Here is a 16,457-nt window from a genome sequence, read left to right on the forward strand (position 1 = left end):
TTGAAGGAAGAGTATCCAGGGACGACTAACCCGTTCCCGTGGATGAGCGAGATCATGGACTTGAAGAAAGAGAAGAACTTCTTCGAGACCCGTGTGATCGAGTACCAGACTGGCGGCGCGCTGAGCTGGGATTGATTTAAAGCGGCCCCTTCGGGGGCCGTGTTGTTTCACCTGTCGATGTTTTTTTATGCCCAATCAAACCATCAAGACACCCTGCGTCGGCCTGTGCTCCACCGTTTACGGAGACCTGGTATGCCGGGGCTGCAAGCGCTATCACCATGAGGTGATTCAGTGGAACGGCTACAACGCCGAGGAGAAACAGGCGGTGTGGCTGCGCCTGGAACAACTGCTGGTGCAGGTGATGACCAGCAAGCTGCAGGTGCTGGACCCGCAGCGCCTGCGCCAGCAACTGGAAGATCGCAAGATCCGCTTTGTGCCCCACCAGTCGCCGTATTGCTGGGCGTACCAGTTGATTGCCCGGGGCGCGCGGGTGATTTCGAAGCTGGACGCGTATGGGTTGGCGCTGTTGCCGGAGTTTCGCGAGCGCAATCTGGCAGATTTGCGGGATGCGATTGACCGGGAGTTTTTCCTGTTGTCCGAGGCGCATTACGAGCGGTATATCGCGCCGGGGTTTCTGCGGGAATCGTTTGGGGCGCCGTTGATAGCCAGTATTTAGACAACCACACAGAACCAGTGTGGGAGCGGGCTTGCTCGCGAAAGCGGTGTATCAGTTGCCGGATATATTGACTGACACACCGCATTCGCGAGCAAGCCCGCTCCCACATTTAGATCTTTGTCGCTCAGGAGGTCCAGGACGGCTCGCGATCGGTCTGCACCCCATAACGCTCTATCGCCTGCTGGCAAATCTGCCTGTCCAGACTCCCCTGCTCCACCAACGCCGTCAGCGCCGCCAGCACAATGTGATACCGGTCCACCTCAAAGAAATCCCGCAACGCCGCCCGGGTATCGCTGCGACCAAAGCCATCCGTCCCCAGCACGGTGTAAGCCGAATCCACGTATGACCCAATCATCTGCGGCACCGCCCTTACATAGTCAGATACGGCCACCACCGGCGCGCCCTTGGGCAAACACTCCGCCAGGTGGCTGCGCCGCGCCGGCTGTTGCGGATGCAGGCGGTTCCAGCGTTCCACGTCACGGGCGTCCCGGGCCAGTTCGCTGAAGCTGGTGACACTGAACACTTCAGCGTCAACCTGCCAATCCTCCGCCAACAATTGCGCCGCTGCCTGGGCTTCGCGCACCAGCGTGCCGGAGCCGAGCAACCGGACCTTGCCGCCAGGCTGCCCGCTCAGCCGGTACATGCCTTTGATGATCGCCGCTTCGACGCCTTCCGGCAGGCTCGGCTGCGGGTAGTTTTCGTTCATCAGGGTCACGTAGTAGAACTCGTCCACATCGTGCTCCAGCATCTGGCGCATGCCATGGTCGAGGATCACCGCAAACTCGCCGGCAAACGCCGGGTCGTAGGCACGGCAATTGGGCACGGTGGCGGCCATCAGGTGGCTGCTGCCGTCCTGGTGCTGCAAGCCTTCGCCACCCAGGGTGGTGCGCCCGGCAGTGGCGCCCAGCAGGAAACCTCGGGCACGCTGGTCGGCGGCGGCCCAGATCAGGTCCCCCACGCGCTGGAAACCGAACATCGAGTAGTAGATGTAAAACGGCAGCATCCGCAGGCCATGCACCGAATAACTGGTGGCCGCCGCGACCCAGGAACTGATGGCACTGGCTTCGCTGATGCCTTCTTCAAGGATCTGCCCGTCGGTGGCTTCGCGGTAGCTGAGGATCGAGCCGATGTCTTCGGGCTCGTAGCGCTGGCCGACACTGGAATAGATGCCGATCTGCTTGAACAGGTTGGCCATGCCGAAGGTGCGCGCTTCGTCGGCGACGATGGGCACGATGCGCGGGCCGAGGGCCTTGTCCTTGAGCAGATTGGTCAGCATGCGCACAAAGGCCATGGTGGTGGACATTTCCTTGCCCTCCGCCTGGGTGGCAAACGCGCCGTAGCCCGACACCGGCGGGACACTCACGGTGGGCGCCTGCTGGCCACGGCTCGGCACATACCCGCCGAGGGTGGCGCGGCGTTGGTGCAAGTAGCGCATTTCGAGGCTGTCTTCAGCCGGTTTGTAGAAGCTCAGGGATTCGGCCTGTTCATCCGACAGCGGCAACTGGAAGCGATTGCGGAAGGCGATCAAGGCCTCGCGGTCGAGCTTCTTCTGCTGGTGGGTGGTCATCTTGCCCTGCCCGGCCTCGCCCATGCCAAAGCCCTTTTTGGTCTGGGCCAGGATCACCGTGGGTTTGCCGGCGACCCGGCGCGCCGCGTGATAGGCCGCGTGGATCTTGACCATGTCATGGCCGCCACGCTTGAGCCGGTCGATCTGCTCGTCGCTCAGGCCCTCGACCAGTTTGGACAGCGCCTCGCTCTGGCCGAAGAAATGTTCGCGGTTATAGGCGCCGTCCTTGGCGGCGAAGGTCTGGAATTGTCCGTCCACCGTCTGCGACAGGGTGCGCGCCAGCTCGCCGTCGGTGTCCTTGGCCAGCAAGGCGTCCCAGTCCGAGCCCCAGACCAGCTTGATCACGTTCCAGCCGGCACCGGCGAACAACGCCTCCAGCTCGTCGATAATTCGCCCGTTGCCACGCACCGGGCCGTCGAGCCGTTGCAGGTTGCAGTTGACCACCCAGGTCAGGTTGTCCAGGCCTTCACGGGCGGCCAGGGTGAGGGCCGACATGCTTTCCGGTTCGTCCATCTCGCCGTCGCCGAATACGCCCCATACGTGGCGGTCGGTGCTGTCCTGCAAGCCGCGGTGTTGCAGGTAGCGCATGAACCGCGCCTGGAAAATCGAGCTGATGGGGCCAATGCCCATGGACCCGGTGGGAAATTGCCAGAAGTCCGGCATCAACCACGGATGGGGATAGCTGGACAAACCTCGGGCGCCCACCTTGCCGGCACCGATTTCCTGGCGATAGTGGGCCAGGTCGGCCTCGGTCAGGCGCCCTTCAAGGAAGGCGCGAGCATAGATGCCGGGGGCGGAATGCGGCTGGTAGAACACCAGGTCGCCGCCAAAACTGTCGCTTCGGGCCCGGAAAAAGTGGTTGAAGCCCACCTCGAACAAATCCGCCGCGCTGGCGTAGCTGGCGATATGCCCGCCCAGTTCGCCATAGGCCTGGTTGGCGCGCACTACCATGGCCAGGGCGTTCCAGCGCACCACTGAGGCCAGGCGTTCTTCAGTGGCCAGGTCGCCGGGAAACGGCGGTTGCTGCTCCACGGCGATGCTATTGATGTAGGGCGTGCCATGCCGGGGTTTCCAGGCGATGTGCGGCGCGCCGCCGGCATCCGCCAGCATGTCGAGGATCTCCCGTGCGCGCGCCGCGCCGGCGTTGGCCACCAGGGAGGCCAGGGCATCGCGCCATTCGGCCAGTTCTTCCTGGTCCATCGCTGTCTGACTCACTGCACTCGCGAAACCGTTCATGGGCACCTCCGGGCTTTTTTTCCAGTTTATGTCGGTGCCAAGGGATTTTTTGACTGTTGTTCGCCGCCTCTCGGGGCCTTTTGAGCATAAATCACTGCCAATCAGCAAATTCAAAGCACGTTGTGCTTCAACTCCCGAACACCCCGCAACTGTGTTTAAAATGCCGCCCGCTCAATGACCGACGTTGCCCGATGAACCCAGACGCACTCGCCACCCTGCACACCCATTTGCTGAACGCCCTGCAAACCGTCCCCGCCGAGACCCGGCGCCTGTTTCACGGGCGTGGCCGCTGCTGGCCGGGCCTGGAGCAACTGACGGTGGACTGGCTGCAAGGCGTGGTGCTGGTCTCGCTGTTCAAGGAGCCAGAAGCCACGGAGCTTGAGGCCTTGAAGCAGATGCTGGTGCAGATCGACTGGCGGTCATTCGGCGCCCATACCGTGGCGCTGCAACACCGCTACCTGCCGCAAAGCACCACCGAATGGCTGCTGGGCGAGGTGGTCGACGAACTGACCATCACCGAAGGCGGCCTGCGCTACCTGATCGACCTGGGCAAAAAGCAGAACAGTGGGCTGTTCCTAGACATGCGTTACGGCCGCAACTGGGTACGCGAACAGGCTCATGGCCTGCGGGTGCTGAACCTGTTCGCCTACACCTGTGGTTTCTCCGTGGCGGCCATCGAAGGCGGCGCCGAGCATGTGGTGAACCTGGACATGGCCCGAGGCGCCCTGAGCCGTGGTCGTGACAATCACCGCCTGAACGGCCACGACCTGAGCAAGGTGACGTTCCTCGGCCACGACCTGTTCAAGTCGTGGGCCAAGGTCACCAACAGCGGCCCGTACGACCTGGTGATCATCGACCCGCCCTCGTTCCAGAAAGGCAGTTTCCTTTTGACCAAGGACTACCAGCGGGTGCTGCGTCGCCTGCCGGATTTGCTCACGGCCCAGGGTACGGTGCTGGCGTGCATGAACGACCCGGCGTTCGGCGAAGACTTCCTGATCGACGGCGTAACCCGCGAAGCGCCTGGCCTGCGCTTTGACCAGCGGCTGGAAAACCCGCCGGAATTCCCCGATATCGACCCGCAAAGCGGATTAAAGGCACTGGTGTTTCGCCAAGGCTGATGCCGAAACGTCCTGCGCTTGCTACGCTTAACCTACGCCGGGTGGTGAACCTTATCCCACCCTTCCCGGTCGATACCTGCACACTCTGGCCAGATTCGACGGTGCTACCCCGTCGGCTGCCCTGTTTCACCTTTTGGAGAACGCCCCTGTGATATCGACCCTGCATGTAGCCCGTCTCAAGGCCTGGGGCGCCCATGGTTTTACCGCCACCGGCGTGGTGCTGGCCTTCCTGGCCACCCTGGCACTGCTCGACAACCAGCCCAAGGCTTGCCTGCTGTGGCTGGGCCTGGCCTTGATCGTCGATGGGGTCGACGGCTCTCTCGCGCGACGGGTGAATGTGCAAACAGTGCTGCCAAGCTTCGATGGCTCGGTATTGGACCTGGTGATTGATTACCTGACGTACGTGTTTATTCCGGCGCTGTTTATCTATCGCTATATCGCCCTGCCGGACTTCACCCCGTTGTTTACGGTGTCGGTGATTCTGGTGTCGTCGCTGTTCTGCTTCTGCAACGTCAACATGAAGAGCAAGGACAACTACTTCGTCGGCTTCCCCGCCGCATGGAACGTGGTGGCGCTGTGCGTCTATATCATCCAGCCGGAAGCCTGGGTCACCTTGCTCACCGTGATCGGCCTGGCGTTGCTGACCGTGACGCCGATGAAGTTCCTGCACCCGTTCCGGGTCAAGCGCTTCATGCCGATCAATATTGCCGTGACCACCATCTGGTTGCTGTGCAGCCTGCTGCTGGTGATCGACTTCCCGTACACCAATCGCCTGACCCTGGGCCTGTGGTTGCTGATGTCGGCGTACTTCCTGGGGATCTGCATCTGGCGGACCGCACTGGAGTGGGTCGAAACACATAAATAGCCAAGCGGGCACGGTTGAAATGTGGGAGCGGGCTTGCTCGCGAAGGCGGTGGATCAGCCACTCTATCCGGTGACTGACACTGCGCATTCGCGAGCAAGCCCGCTCCCACATTTGGATCGCCTCGACCCAGGGTTATGGGTAAGATACCGGCCTTTCGCGCAGCCCTTGCTGCGCCCTGCCGATTAAGTCTTGCCCATGCCTTTCGAACTCAGCGTTGACCTCACCACCCTGGCGATCCTCGCCGTGGTTGCCTTTATCGCCGGTTTCATCGACGCCATCGCCGGCGGTGGCGGCCTGCTCACCACGCCCGCCCTGCTGACCGCCGGCATGCCGCCCCACCTGGTGCTGGGCACCAACAAGCTCAGTTCCACCTTCGGCTCGGCCACTGCCAGCTTTACCTTCTACCGGCGCAAGCTGTTTCATCCGCGCCAGTGGGTGCACGCCATCGTCGGCACCCTGGTCGGTGCACTCACCGGCGCGGTCGTGGCCCATTACCTGCCGGCAGAAACCCTGAACAAGATGCTCCCGGTGATTGTGTTCGGCTGCGGTTTGTATTTGCTGTTCGGCGGCACGCCCAAGGCGGCGCTGGACAACGACGCACCGATCAAGAAGAAATGGCAGTCCACCCAGGGCTTTGGCCTGGGTTTCTACGACGGCGTCGCCGGCCCGGGCACCGGGGCCTTCTGGACCGTGAGTACCATGCTGTTGCACCCCATCGACCTGGTAAAGGCCAGCGGCGTGGCGCGCAGCATGAACTTCGTCAGCAACGCGGCGGCGCTGACGGTGTTCATTTTCAATGGCTCGGTAGACTGGATTGTCGGCCTGTGCATGGGCGTGTCGGTGATGTGCGGCGCTTTTTTTGGCGCACGCAGCGCCATCAGCGGCGGCGCCAAGTTCATTCGCCCGGTGTTCATCACCGTGGTGCTCGGCCTGACGGTGCGCCTAGCCTGGCAGCACTGGTTCAGCGTGACCTAGGCGACGGGCCAGGTAGAGGTCGATCAGGTAGCGCGCAATCGAGCGCGACGCCGGCAACGGTGGCAGTTCATGGATGTTGAACCACTGCGCGTCTTCGATCTCGTCAGCCTGGGGCACAATGTCGCCGCCGGCGTACTCGGCGTGAAAGCCCAGCATCATCGAGTGCGGGAACGGCCAGCACTGGCTGCCCATGTACTGGATGTTCTTGACCTCCACCTGCACTTCTTCACGCACCTCGCGAATCAGGCAGTCCTCGGCCGACTCGCCCGGCTCGGCAAACCCCGCCAGGGTGCTGTAGACACCCGTGACAAAGCGCGGCGAACGGGCCAGCAGGATCTCGTCGCCACGGGTCACCAACACGATCATGCTCGGCGAGATCCGCGGGTAGCTGCGCAGGTCACAGGCCTGGCAGAACATCGCCCGCTCCCGTGGCACCTGCACCATCGCCTGGCCGCAACTGCCGCAAAAACGATGCTCCCGGGCCCAGGTGCCGATTTGCGCGGCGTAGCCCAGGACTTTGTACAGCGTGTGATCGCCCTGCAGCATGAATGCCCGCAGGCCCTGCCAGCCGCAGCCCGGCACGTCGGCGGGGCTGTTGAGTTCCAGCAGGTACACCGGCTCGCCGTCCAGGTGGCCGATGCCATGCTCGGCGAACACCGAGAGGTCCTGGCGCTTGAGCCATTCCCGGGGAAACAGCGGGCCGTTCTGGTCGTGTAAAAAGCCTTCACGGCTGCGGGCCACGGCCCAGCCGCCCGGGGCGTCGTTGTCCAGCAGCGTTGTGGTAATCCAGCCTGGGGTCATGTTCAGTCAATCCACGAAGTCGGGTTTCTGCTTGCTCATATGGGCCGCGATGGCCACGCGCAGGTCGTTGGATTGCAACATAGCTGAGTTCCAGGTGGCAACGTATTCCAAACCGTCATTGATCGTGTGGTCACGCATGTAGCTGATCATCGCCTTGGTGCCGGTGACCGCGATCGGCGATTTCGCGGCGATTTCCCGGGCGATGTCCAGCACGCCGGCCAGCAGGCTCTGGTGATCGCTGTACACCCGATTTACCAGGCCGATGCTGCGCGCCTCTTCGGCACCGAACTGGCGGCCGGTGTAGGCCAGCTCGCGCAGCATGCCGTCGCCGACGATGCGCGGCAGGCGTTGCAGGGTGCCGACGTCGGCGGCCATGCCGATGTCGATTTCCTTGATGGAGAATTGCGCATCTTCGGCGGCGTAGCGCATGTCACAGGCGCTGATCAGGTCGATGGCGCCGCCGATGCAGTAGCCATGGATCGCCGCGAGTACCGGCTTGCGGCAGTTGTCGACGGCGTTGAAGGAAGCTTGCAGTTCGAGGATCTTGCGCCGCAGCAGGCGCGCGTTGCGGCCCACGTCCTTGCCGAACTCGTTGGCGACCGAGGCCAGCAGCATCAGGTCGATGCCGGAGGAGAAATGCTTGCCGGCGCCGCTGATGACCACGGCTCGCACCGCGTCGGTGTCTTCGACCCATTGGAAGATGTCGATGATCTCGGTCCAGAACGCCGCGTTCATCGCGTTGATCTTTTCCGGGCGATTGAGCTGCACATGGGCGACGTTGCCGCTGAGTTCGACGACAAAGGCTTGGTATTCGGACATGGCAGTGATCCTTGACTGGCGGCTGGAATAGGGGCCGAACTATAACAAGGCACCGCGTGAGGTGGTAAGGCTGTGCAAACGCCAAATTCGGGACTGAAGAACGATGAAGATCAAATGTGGGAGCTGGCTTGCCTGCGATGGCGGTGTATCAGTTAGCAAAGATGCAAGCTGACCCACCGCCATCGCAGGCAAGCCAGCTCCCACAATGGTTTTGTGGTGTTCTTTAACTCGGCAGCCAGAGCCGGAAGCGTGCACCACCCAATGGCGAAGCCTGGGCCGTCAATGTTCCGCCCTGCGCCTCCAGCGCCCGCCGGCTGATGGCCAATCCCAGGCCAAAACCGCCAGTGGCTCGATCCCGGCTGCGATCCAGCCGGTAGAACGGCTCGAAAATCCGCTCCCGCTGGTCAACCGGAATGCCAATACCGTCATCATCCACGCAAATCTCGCACCCCCTGGGACACACCTTCACCCCCACCTGAATTCGCCGCTCGCAATACCGCATGGCGTTGCGCAGCAGGTTTTGCAGGGCCCGGGCGGTCAGGCGCGGGTCCAGGGTGAAGCGTTCCACGGCGCAGTCCAGCACCACGTCCATCACGATATCCGGGTTTTCCAGTTCGTCGTCGACGCTGCCCAGGATGCTGTCGATGAACTCATCCAGCACCACTTCCACCCGCTCGGGTGTTTGCGCCGGGTTTTGCAAACGGCTGTAGGAGAGCAGCTCCAGCACCAGCTCATCCAGCTCGCGAATGTGCGCCACCAACCCTTGCAGCCGCTCACGGCTGGCCGCCGGGAGGTCGTCGGACAGCGCCAGGGCCAGGCCGAAGTCCAGGCGCGTCAGCGGCGTACGCAGTTCATGGGAGACGGCATTGAGCAAGTCGCGTTGCTGGTTGAGCAGCTGTTCGATGTCGTTGGCCATAGTGTCGAACACCGCCGCCAGGCTGCCGATGTTGGAGCTGGGCGGGATTTTTGTGCGGGCCGCAAGGTTGCCCTGGCCGAGTTGCGCGGCGGTGCTTTTCAGGCGCTCCAGGTCGCGCCAGTGGGGCCGCAGCCAGAACAGCAGGCATGCCAGCAGCGCCGCGCCGATCAGCACGTTCATGCTCCAGTACAGCAGGTTCATGTCCAGCGGGTCCGGCGGTACCGAGACCTTGACCACCAACTGGTCGTCCAGGGCCGAGCTGACGTCGTCCGCCCAGCCCCACTCGCCCAGGCGAATCACCATCTGGTCTTTTTCCAGCAGGCGCTGTTCTTCAGGGGTGTAGCTGGCGTCCTGGATACGCAGCAGTTGCACCTTCAGCGGCGCGAAATCCGCCGACAGTCGCACGGTGACATTGGCCCACTGCTCCATCGGCACCCGTCGATACTCCTTGACGATCAGGCTCTGCATGCCTCGGGACTGCTCGATGTTGTAGTTCATGTAACGGTGTTCAAACAGCTGGATCACCGCCCGGGGCACCAGGTAAATCGCGGCGGCGAAGGTGACGATGGTGATCAGGTACAGCCGAATCAGGACGCGAAACATGGCTCAGCATTCCCACTCGGAACGGCTGAACAGGTAGCCCTTGCCCCACACCGTCTTGATCTTGCGCGCCTCGCCCGCGTGGTCGTCGAACTTGCGCCGCAGCTTGGAAATCGCCACGTCCACCGAACGGTCGGTGCCGTTGAACTCGATGCCGCGCAGGCGTTGCAGGATCTGGTCGCGGCTGAGCACTTCGCCGGCGTGCCGGGCCAGCACCACCAGCAGGTTGTATTCACCGCTGGACAGCTCAACCGGCTGGCCGCGCCAGGTCACGGTGCGTTCCGACAGGTCGATGCACAGGTTGCCCATCAGGATCTGGTCGTTGGCCACCTGGGGTTCGGTGAGGCTGCTGCGGCGCAGCAAGGTTCGCACCCGCGCCAGCAATACCCGCGGCTCGCAGGGTTTGGTGACGTAGTCGTCGGCGCCCATTTCCAGGCCCAACACCTGGTCGTGGCTGTCGTCGCGGGCGGTGAGCATCAGGATCGGCAGCGTGGCCGAGTCGGCCCGCAGCAACCGGCAGACCTGCAGGCCGTCGAGGCCCGGCAGCATCAGGTCGAGAATCACCAGGTCCGGTGGGTTGAGCCGCGCACGCTCACGCACGTGGTCGCCACGGCTGAGCACACTGACGTGATAGCCGTTGCGTTCCAGGTAACTGGCGATCAATTCGGAGAGCGCGGCGTCGTCTTCCACCAGAAGAATGTTGGGCATGGTATTTCCAAATAATACAATTTCTGAGTAGTACGCAAATCCAATGTGGGAGCGGGCTTGCTCGCGAAAGCGGTGTTTCAGTTAACGCACACGGCGACTGACACACCGCCTTCGCGAGCAAGCCCGCTCCCACATTTGATCTTCGGTGTCAGGAAGATCGTGTAAGGTTCGGCGGTTATGAAGGATATACGCCCGCGTGCATCTATGGGTCGCACCTTACATTTCTTCACACACCACCTACAGAGCTTCACAGCACTGTGGCGGGGGCGCCCGTAGGATGCGCCAGTCAATATTGGGATATGAGCATGTCGAAGAATCTGTTTGCGCCGTTTTGCCTGTTGGCCCTGACACTGGCGTTGAGCGCGTGTGGCAAGTCGGCGGACGACGCCGCCGAGGCGCCGCTGGCCAAGGTGCGGATCGAAACCCTGGAAGCCAAGCCCCTGTCCATCACCAGCGAGTTGAGCGGACGGATTGCCGCGCCACGCATCGCCGAAGTGCGCGCCCGGGTGGCCGGCGTGGTGTTGCAACGGGTGTTCAAGGAAGGCCATGACGTCAAACAGGGCGATGTGCTGTTCCGGATTGACCCGGCGCCGTTCAAGGCCGACCTCGACAGCGCCCAGGCCAGCCTGCGCAAGGCCGAGGCCAATGCATTCCAGGCGCGCTTGCAAGAGCAGCGCTACAGCCAACTGGTGGAAGGCAACGCCATCAGCGGCCAGGAATACGACAACGCCCGCGCCGCCGCCCGGCAAACCGCCGCCGATGTGGCCGCCAACCAGGCCGCCGTGCAGCGCGCCAAATTGAACCTGGGTTATGCCACCGTGACTGCGCCGATTTCCGGTCGGATTGGCCGTGCGCTGGTGACCGAAGGTGCGCTGGTGGGCCAGAACGAAGCCACACCGATGGCGCTGATCCAGCAACTGGACCCGATCCACGCCGACCTGACCCAATCCACCCGCGAGCTGAACGACCTGCGCCGGGCCTTTCGCGCCGGGCACTTGAAGCAAGTCGGCCAGGACCAGGCCAAGGCCACGCTGATCCAGGATGACGGCAGCCCGTACCCGCTGCCGGGCAAGTTGCTGTTCGCCGAGATCAGCGTCGACCCGGGCACCGGGCAGATCATCTTGCGCAGCGAGTTCCCCAACCCGGATCTCGACCTGCTGCCCGGCAGCTTTATCCGCGTGCGCCTGGAGCAAGCCGTCGACCAGCAAGGGATCAGCGTGCCGCAACGGGCGATCACCCGCGACAGCGCCGGGATCCCGATGGTGTTGCTGCTGGACGCCGAGCAAACCGTGAGCCAGCAGCCGGTAGAACTGGGTTCGGTGGTCAATGACCGCTGGGTGGTGACCCGCGGCCTGAAGGCCGGTGACCGTATCGTCGTCGAAGGCCTGCAACACGCCCGCCCTGGCGAGAAAGTCCAGGTCGACGACAGCCCCGCGCCAATCGCCCAGGCATCCGGCCAATAAGGATCGTTAAACATGCCGCAGTTCTTTATTGACCGCCCGATCTTCGCCTGGGTGGTCGCCCTGTTTATCCTGCTGGCCGGCGCCCTCGCCATCCCGCAGTTGCCAGTCGCGCAGTACCCCAACGTCGCGCCGCCGAAAGTCGAGATCTATGCGGTGTACCCGGGTGCCTCCGCGCAAACCCTGGACGAAAGCGTAGTCAGCCTGATCGAGCAGGAGCTTAACGGCGCCGATCACCTGCTGTATTTCGAATCCCAGAGCAGCCTCGGTTCGGCCACCATCACCGCCACCTTTCAGCCGGGCACCGACCCGGAGATGGCCCAGGTTGACGTGCAAAACCGTCTCAAGGCGGTGGAGCCGCGCCTGCCCCAAGCCGTGACGCAGCAAGGTTTGCAGGTGGAGAAAGTCTCCGCCGGCTTCCTGCTGCTGGTGACCCTGACCTCCAGTGACGGCAAGCTCGATGACGTGGCGCTCAGCGATTACCTGGCGCGCAACGTGATGAACGAACTCAAGCGCCTGGACGGTGTGGGCAAGGCCCAGCTGTACGGCGCCGAACGCGCAATGCGCATCTGGATCGACCCGCAGAAGCTGATCGGCTTCAACCTGACCCCGGCCGACGTCAACGCGGCGATTGCGGCGCAGAACGCCCAGGTGTCGGCCGGCAGCATCGGCGATTTGCCGGGCACCAAGACCCAGGAAATCACCGCGTCGATCCTGGTGAAAGGCCAACTGTCGACCCCGGCCGAATTTGCCGACATCGTGCTCAAGGCCAACCCGGACGGTTCCACCGTGCGCGTCGGTGACGTGGCGCGGGTGGAAATCGGCAGCCAGGAATACCAGTTCTCCACCCGCCTGAACGGCAAGCCGTCCACCGCCATCAGCGTGCAGCTGTCACCGGGCGCCAACGCCTTGAGCACCGCGACCCTGGTGCGGGCGAAGATGGACGAACTGGCGCGCTACTTCCCGGCCAACGTCGAATACAAGATCCCTTACGACACTTCGCCATTCGTGAAGGTCTCGATCACCAAGGTGGTGTACACCCTGGGCGAGGCGATGTTGCTGGTGTTTGCGGTAATGTTCCTGTTCCTGCAAAACATCCGCTACACATTGATCCCGACGCTGGTAGTGCCCATCGCGCTGATGGGCACCTTTGCAACGATGCTGTTGCTGGGCTTCTCGATCAACGTGCTGACCATGTTCGGCATGGTGCTGGCCATCGGCATTTTGGTGGACGATGCGATTGTGGTGGTGGAGAACGTCGAGCGGATCATGGTCACCGAGGGCCTGTCGCCCAAGGAGGCCACCCGCAAGGCCATGGGCCAGATTACCGGGGCGATTGTCGGCATCACCCTGGTGCTGGTGGCGGTGTTCCTGCCGATGGCGTTCATGCCGGGTTCGGTAGGCGTGATCTATCAGCAGTTCTCGTTGTCGATGGCCACCTCGATCCTGTTTTCGGCATTCCTCGCCCTGACCTTGACCCCAGCCCTGTGCGCGACCTTGCTCAAGCCGATTGCCAAGGGCGAGCACCATGAGAAAGGCGGGTTCTTCGGCTGGTTCAACCGGCGCTTCGAGCAGTTCACCGACCGCTATGAAGGCTGGGTGGCCTACGCCCTCAAGCGCAGCGGGCGTTACCTGTTGATCTATCTAGTGCTGGTGGTGGGGCTCGGGGTGCTGTTCGCCCGCCTGCCCTCGTCCTTCCTGCCGGTGGAAGACCAGGGCTACACCATCACCGATATCCAGCTGCCGCCGGGCGCCAGCAAAAACCGCACGGTGCAGGTGGCCGAGCAGATCGAGGCACACAACGCCGGCGAGCCAGGCGTGGGCGATACCACGATGATCATGGGTTTCAGCTTTTCCGGTTCGGGGCAGAACGCCGCGCTGGCGTTTACCACGCTCAAGGACTGGTCGGAACGCAGCAGCAAGGATTCCGCCTCGGCCATTGCGGACCGTGCCAACGCGGCCTTTACCGAGCTGAAGGACGCGATTGCCTATGCAATCCTGCCGCCGCCGGTGGATGGCCTGGGCACCTCCAGTGGTTTCGAGTTCCGCCTGCAGGACCGTGGCGGCGTCGGCCATGCCGCGTTGATGGAGGCCCGTACCGAACTGCTGGCCGCCGCCGAGAAAAGCCCGATCCTGGCCAACGTGCGTGAAAGCGCCCTGGCCGAGGCACCTCAGGTACAGCTGGAAGTTGACCGCAAGCAAGCCAATGCCCTGGGCATTTCCTTTGCCGATATCGGCAATGTGCTGTCCTCGGCCATCGGTTCGGCCTATATCAACGACTTCCCCAACCAGGGCCGCATGCAGCGGGTGGTGGTGCAGGCCGAAGGTGATCAGCGCAGCCAGGTGGCCGACCTGATGAAGATCCATGTGCGCAACAATGCCGGGAAGATGGTGCCGCTGTCGGCCTTCGTCGAGGCGCGCTGGATTCAGGGCCCCGCCCAGTTGACCCGCTACAACGGCTACCCGGCCATCGCGATTTCCGGTGAATCGGCACCGGGCCACAGTACCGGCGAGGCGATGGAGGAAATCCAGCGCCTGGTCAGCCAACTGCCCGCCGGCCTGGGCCAGGAATGGACTGGCCTGTCGTTGCAGGAACGCTTGTCCGGCTCCCAGGCACCGCTGCTGCTCGGTTTGTCGCTGCTGATCGTGTTCCTGTGCCTGGCGGCGCTGTATGAGAGCTGGTCGATTCCGACCTCGGTGCTGCTGGTGGTGCCCCTCGGCGTGCTCGGCGCGGTATTGGCCGTAAGCTTGCGCGGGATGCCCAACGATGTGTTCTTCAAGGTCGGCCTGATTACCATCATTGGGCTGTCGGCGAAGAACGCGATCCTGATCATCGAGTTTGCCAAGGACCTGTATGACCAGGGTGAAGACCTGATCGACGCCACGTTGAAAGCCGCACGCCTGCGCCTGCGGCCGATCATCATGACGTCCCTGGCGTTCATCCTCGGCGTGGTGCCGTTGGCGATTGCCACGGGCGCCAGCTCGGCCAGCCAGCAGGCCATCGGTACCGGGGTGATCGGCGGGATGATTACCGCGACGCTGGCGGTGGTGTTTGTGCCGGTGTTCTTCGTCGTGGTCATGAAGCTGGTGCGCAAGCGCCACACGTAATAAATGCGCTATGGTGCTTACACATCCCTGATTTGTGAGCGCCATGCCCTTCCTCGCACGCACCCACCCTCGCCTGTCCTCCGCCGCCGTCCTGGGCCTGGCGGTGGGGCTCCTGGCTCCCGCCGACACGATCATCAGCAAAATCCTCATCGGCTGGAACGCCGGGGTCTGGACCTACCTGGTGCTGATGCTGTGGCTCACCAGCCACTCCCGGGCCGACGACGTGAAACGCATCGCCGAGATCGAGGACGAGAACGCCGGCCTGGTGTTGTTCATGGTGTGCATCGCGGCGATTGCCAGCCTGGCGACCATCACCCTGAACCTGGTGGGCACCAAGGACCTGAGCGATAGCCAGCGCCTGTTGCACTACGGTTTTACCGGCCTGACGGTGGTTGGCTCATGGCTGCTGATCGGGGTGATTTTCAGCGTGCACTATGCGCGCCTGTATTACACCTGGGACGGCCCCGAGCCGGCACTGCGCTTTGCCGAGGATTTACGCACGCCCAATTACTGGGACTTCCTGTACTTCTCGTTCACCATCGGCGTGGCGGTGCAAACGGCGGATGTCGGGGTTGCCACGCGTACCATGCGCAAGGTGGTGCTGGGGCAATCGTTGATCGGGTTTCTGTTCAACACGGCGATCCTGGGGTTCTCGATCAACATCGCCGCCGGATTGTTTGGATGAGGCTGCACAAACCTTCTAGACGCTAAGCCCCTGCAGGAGCGAGCTTGTTCGCTCTTGCAGTGTTCCACCCCATAGGTATTTTATGGCCGCCCACAACTGGATCGACCTGGCTCAGGACGCCGACACCGGCATCGAGACCCTGCGCGCGCATTTCGAGGGCCACGCCTACGACCCGCACTGGCACGACAGCTACCTGGTGGGCGTCACGGAACAAGGTGTGCAGCAGTTCAACTGCCGGCGCACCCGCCATAACAGCGTGCCCGGCCAGGTGTTCCTGGTGGAGCCCGGCGAGCTGCACGACGGCGATGCGCCCACGGCGGACGGTTTTACCTACCACATGCTTTACCTCGACCCGCAGTGGTTGGCGCGGGAAGTCAGCGCAGTGTTCGAAGAAGCGCCGCTCGACAGCCAGCTGGGGTTTGCCAGCACCCTGGCCAGCGACCCGCGCCTGGCCCTGGCCACCAGCCGGGCCTTCCAGACCTTGCACGGAGGTGAGCTGCGCATCGTGCGGCAACAGGCGATGGACCAACTGCTCGAACGCCTCACTGCGCAACTGCACTGGCGCACCCGCTACCATGAAGACCCTCGCCTGCCACGGGTGGCGCACAAGGCCCGGGAATACCTGCATGCGCACCTGCAGCAAGATGTGGGCATGGATGAACTGGCGCGGGCCTGCGGCGTCGATCGCTTTCGCCTTACCCGCGCCTTCAAGAGCGCCTTCGGCCTGCCACCCCATGCCTACCTGGTGCAACTGCGCCTGGCCCGCGCCCGGCATTGGCTGGCCAACGGCAAGCAACCCGCCGACGTAGCGATTGCCCTGGGCTTTGCCGACCAGAGTCACCTGGGGCGCTGGTTCGTGAGGGCGTATGGCCTGACGCCGGCGGCGTATCGCAAGCGGTGTTCAAGCGTTTTGCAGCGCTAGC

Annotated in this window: 13 protein-coding genes and 1 pseudogene; 9 read left to right on the forward strand and 5 right to left on the reverse strand. The window is 63.1% G+C overall.

Annotation, left to right across the window (positions count from 1 at the left end):
• Positions 1–135 (forward strand): annotated as a pseudogene (locus HX801_RS30455) (ribonucleotide-diphosphate reductase subunit beta); the annotation flags it as partial.
• 52 nt (positions 136–187) lie between these two features.
• The gene (locus HX801_RS30460; protein WP_003208512.1) at positions 188–676 is read left to right on the forward strand and encodes a DUF1289 domain-containing protein; all 489 of its coding nucleotides are present in this window, start codon (positions 188–190) and stop codon (positions 674–676) included.
• 124 nt (positions 677–800) lie between these two features.
• Here HX801_RS30460 and mdeB read toward each other — a convergent pair whose 3' ends face one another.
• Positions 801–3,479 (reverse strand): alpha-ketoglutarate dehydrogenase, encoded by a 2,679-nt coding sequence (gene mdeB / locus HX801_RS30465; protein WP_177023323.1) that lies wholly within the window; start codon positions 3,477–3,479, stop codon positions 801–803.
• Between the two features lie 191 nt (positions 3,480–3,670).
• Here mdeB and HX801_RS30470 point away from each other — a divergent pair, with 191 nt between their 5' ends.
• The 3 genes from HX801_RS30470 (at position 3,671) to HX801_RS30480 (ending at position 6,437) form a co-directional block, all read left to right on the forward strand.
• Positions 3,671–4,597 carry a class I SAM-dependent methyltransferase gene (locus HX801_RS30470; RefSeq protein ID WP_177023324.1) on the forward strand — a complete coding sequence of 309 codons (927 nt, stop codon included), beginning with the start codon at positions 3,671–3,673 and terminating at the stop codon, positions 4,595–4,597.
• A gap of 148 nt (positions 4,598–4,745) precedes the next feature.
• Positions 4,746–5,462 (forward strand): phosphatidylcholine synthase, encoded by a 717-nt coding sequence (gene pcsA / locus HX801_RS30475; RefSeq protein ID WP_003208507.1) that lies wholly within the window; start codon positions 4,746–4,748, stop codon positions 5,460–5,462.
• A 195-nt stretch (positions 5,463–5,657) separates the two neighbouring features.
• Positions 5,658–6,437 carry a TSUP family transporter gene (locus HX801_RS30480; RefSeq protein ID WP_003208505.1) on the forward strand — a complete coding sequence of 260 codons (780 nt, stop codon included), beginning with the start codon at positions 5,658–5,660 and terminating at the stop codon, positions 6,435–6,437.
• On the opposite strand, the gene nudC is transcribed toward HX801_RS30480, so the two are convergent.
• From nudC to HX801_RS30500, 4 genes are all read right to left on the reverse strand, one after another.
• Complete coding sequence (gene nudC / locus HX801_RS30485; RefSeq protein ID WP_008430294.1) at positions 6,405–7,238, reverse strand: NAD(+) diphosphatase; 834 nt, start codon at positions 7,236–7,238, stop codon at positions 6,405–6,407. The genes HX801_RS30480 and nudC overlap by 33 nt on opposite strands.
• Before the next feature lie 6 nt (positions 7,239–7,244).
• Positions 7,245–8,057 (reverse strand): crotonase/enoyl-CoA hydratase family protein, encoded by an 813-nt coding sequence (locus tag HX801_RS30490; RefSeq protein ID WP_177023325.1) that lies wholly within the window; start codon positions 8,055–8,057, stop codon positions 7,245–7,247.
• Positions 8,058–8,280: 223 nt separating this feature from the next.
• Positions 8,281–9,576 carry an ATP-binding protein gene (locus tag HX801_RS30495; RefSeq protein ID WP_003214046.1) on the reverse strand — a complete coding sequence of 432 codons (1,296 nt, stop codon included), beginning with the start codon at positions 9,574–9,576 and terminating at the stop codon, positions 8,281–8,283.
• 3 nt (positions 9,577–9,579) lie between these two features.
• Positions 9,580–10,281 (reverse strand): response regulator transcription factor, encoded by a 702-nt coding sequence (locus HX801_RS30500; protein ID WP_008430287.1) that lies wholly within the window; start codon positions 10,279–10,281, stop codon positions 9,580–9,582.
• Positions 10,282–10,586: 305 nt separating this feature from the next.
• On the opposite strand from HX801_RS30500, the gene HX801_RS30505 reads away from it, so the two are divergent.
• The 4 genes from HX801_RS30505 (at position 10,587) to HX801_RS30520 (ending at position 16,456) form a co-directional block, all read left to right on the forward strand.
• The gene (locus HX801_RS30505) at positions 10,587–11,744 is read left to right on the forward strand and encodes an efflux RND transporter periplasmic adaptor subunit (RefSeq protein ID WP_177023326.1); all 1,158 of its coding nucleotides are present in this window, start codon (positions 10,587–10,589) and stop codon (positions 11,742–11,744) included.
• Between the two features lie 12 nt (positions 11,745–11,756).
• Positions 11,757–14,849, forward strand: coding sequence for an efflux RND transporter permease subunit (locus HX801_RS30510; RefSeq protein WP_177023327.1), 3,093 nt, complete (start codon positions 11,757–11,759; stop codon positions 14,847–14,849).
• Between the two features lie 43 nt (positions 14,850–14,892).
• Positions 14,893–15,534, forward strand: a complete 642-nt coding sequence (locus HX801_RS30515) for a DUF1345 domain-containing protein (protein WP_003214055.1) — start codon at positions 14,893–14,895, stop codon at positions 15,532–15,534.
• An 82-nt stretch (positions 15,535–15,616) separates the two neighbouring features.
• Entirely contained in the window at positions 15,617–16,456 is an 840-nt protein-coding gene (locus tag HX801_RS30520) for an AraC family transcriptional regulator (RefSeq protein ID WP_102369235.1), read from the forward strand.
• Position 16,457 lies beyond the last annotated feature (1 nt).

It is taken from the genome of Pseudomonas sp. G1002 (assembly GCF_013385455.1).
GTDB lineage: Bacteria > Pseudomonadota > Gammaproteobacteria > Pseudomonadales > Pseudomonadaceae > Aquipseudomonas.